Origin of the sequence: Curtobacterium sp. NPDC092190, from assembly GCF_044755625.1 — a bacterium.
In the GTDB taxonomy this organism is placed as follows: domain Bacteria; phylum Actinomycetota; class Actinomycetes; order Actinomycetales; family Microbacteriaceae; genus Curtobacterium.
Window position 1 is genome coordinate 1 of sequence record NZ_JBIVRJ010000011.1, and the last position, 1,663, is coordinate 1,663.

The window sequence follows — 1,663 nt, forward strand, 5'->3', positions numbered from 1 at the left end:
GCAGCTTTGGTTGTGGTCGTCGGAGACAATTCCTTTTGGATTGAAGATTGTCAGTAGACAGTCAACAGTCAGAATCAACTCGGTTCGGCGCTTTCGGGTGTCGGATCTGTAATTTTTTACGGAGAGTTTGATCCTGGCTCAGGACGAACGCTGGCGGCGTGCTTAACACATGCAAGTCGAACGATGATCAGGAGCTTGCTCCTGTGATTAGTGGCGAACGGGTGAGTAACACGTGAGTAACCTGCCCCTGACTCTGGGATAAGCGTTGGAAACGACGTCTAATACTGGATATGATCACTGGCCGCATGGTCTGGTGGTGGAAAGATTTTTTGGTTGGGGATGGACTCGCGGCCTATCAGCTTGTTGGTGAGGTAATGGCTCACCAAGGCGACGACGGGTAGCCGGCCTGAGAGGGTGACCGGCCACACTGGGACTGAGACACGGCCCAGACTCCTACGGGAGGCAGCAGTGGGGAATATTGCACAATGGGCGAAAGCCTGATGCAGCAACGCCGCGTGAGGGATGACGGCCTTCGGGTTGTAAACCTCTTTTAGTAGGGAAGAAGCGAAAGTGACGGTACCTGCAGAAAAAGCACCGGCTAACTACGTGCCAGCAGCCGCGGTAATACGTAGGGTGCAAGCGTTGTCCGGAATTATTGGGCGTAAAGAGCTCGTAGGCGGTTTGTCGCGTCTGCTGTGAAATCCCGAGGCTCAACCTCGGGCTTGCAGTGGGTACGGGCAGACTAGAGTGCGGTAGGGGAGATTGGAATTCCTGGTGTAGCGGTGGAATGCGCAGATATCAGGAGGAACACCGATGGCGAAGGCAGATCTCTGGGCCGTAACTGACGCTGAGGAGCGAAAGCGTGGGGAGCGAACAGGATTAGATACCCTGGTAGTCCACGCCGTAAACGTTGGGCGCTAGATGTAGGGACCTTTCCACGGTTTCTGTGTCGTAGCTAACGCATTAAGCGCCCCGCCTGGGGAGTACGGCCGCAAGGCTAAAACTCAAAGGAATTGACGGGGGCCCGCACAAGCGGCGGAGCATGCGGATTAATTCGATGCAACGCGAAGAACCTTACCAAGGCTTGACATACACCGGAAACGGCCAGAGATGGTCGCCCCCTTGTGGTCGGTGTACAGGTGGTGCATGGTTGTCGTCAGCTCGTGTCGTGAGATGTTGGGTTAAGTCCCGCAACGAGCGCAACCCTCGTTCTATGTTGCCAGCGCGTTATGGCGGGGACTCATAGGAGACTGCCGGGGTCAACTCGGAGGAAGGTGGGGATGACGTCAAATCATCATGCCCCTTATGTCTTGGGCTTCACGCATGCTACAATGGCCGGTACAAAGGGCTGCGATACCGTAAGGTGGAGCGAATCCCAAAAAGCCGGTCTCAGTTCGGATTGAGGTCTGCAACTCGACCTCATGAAGTCGGAGTCGCTAGTAATCGCAGATCAGCAACGCTGCGGTGAATACGTTCCCGGGCCTTGTACACACCGCCCGTCAAGTCATGAAAGTCGGTAACACCCGAAGCCGGTGGCCTAACCCTTGTGGAAGGAGCCGTCGAAGGTGGGATCGGTGATTAGGACTAAGTCGTAACAAGGTAGCCGTACCGGAAGGTGCGGCTGGATCACCTCCTTTCTAAGGAGCATCTGACCGGCCCTGCC

1 rRNA gene is annotated in these 1,663 nt (G+C 55.7%); it reads left to right on the forward strand.

Annotated features, from left to right (window positions below):
- Window positions 1–115 precede the first annotated feature (115 nt).
- Window positions 116–1,637 (forward strand): 16S ribosomal RNA (locus ACIQFY_RS16030).
- The last annotated feature ends 26 nt before the right edge of the window (window positions 1,638–1,663 follow it).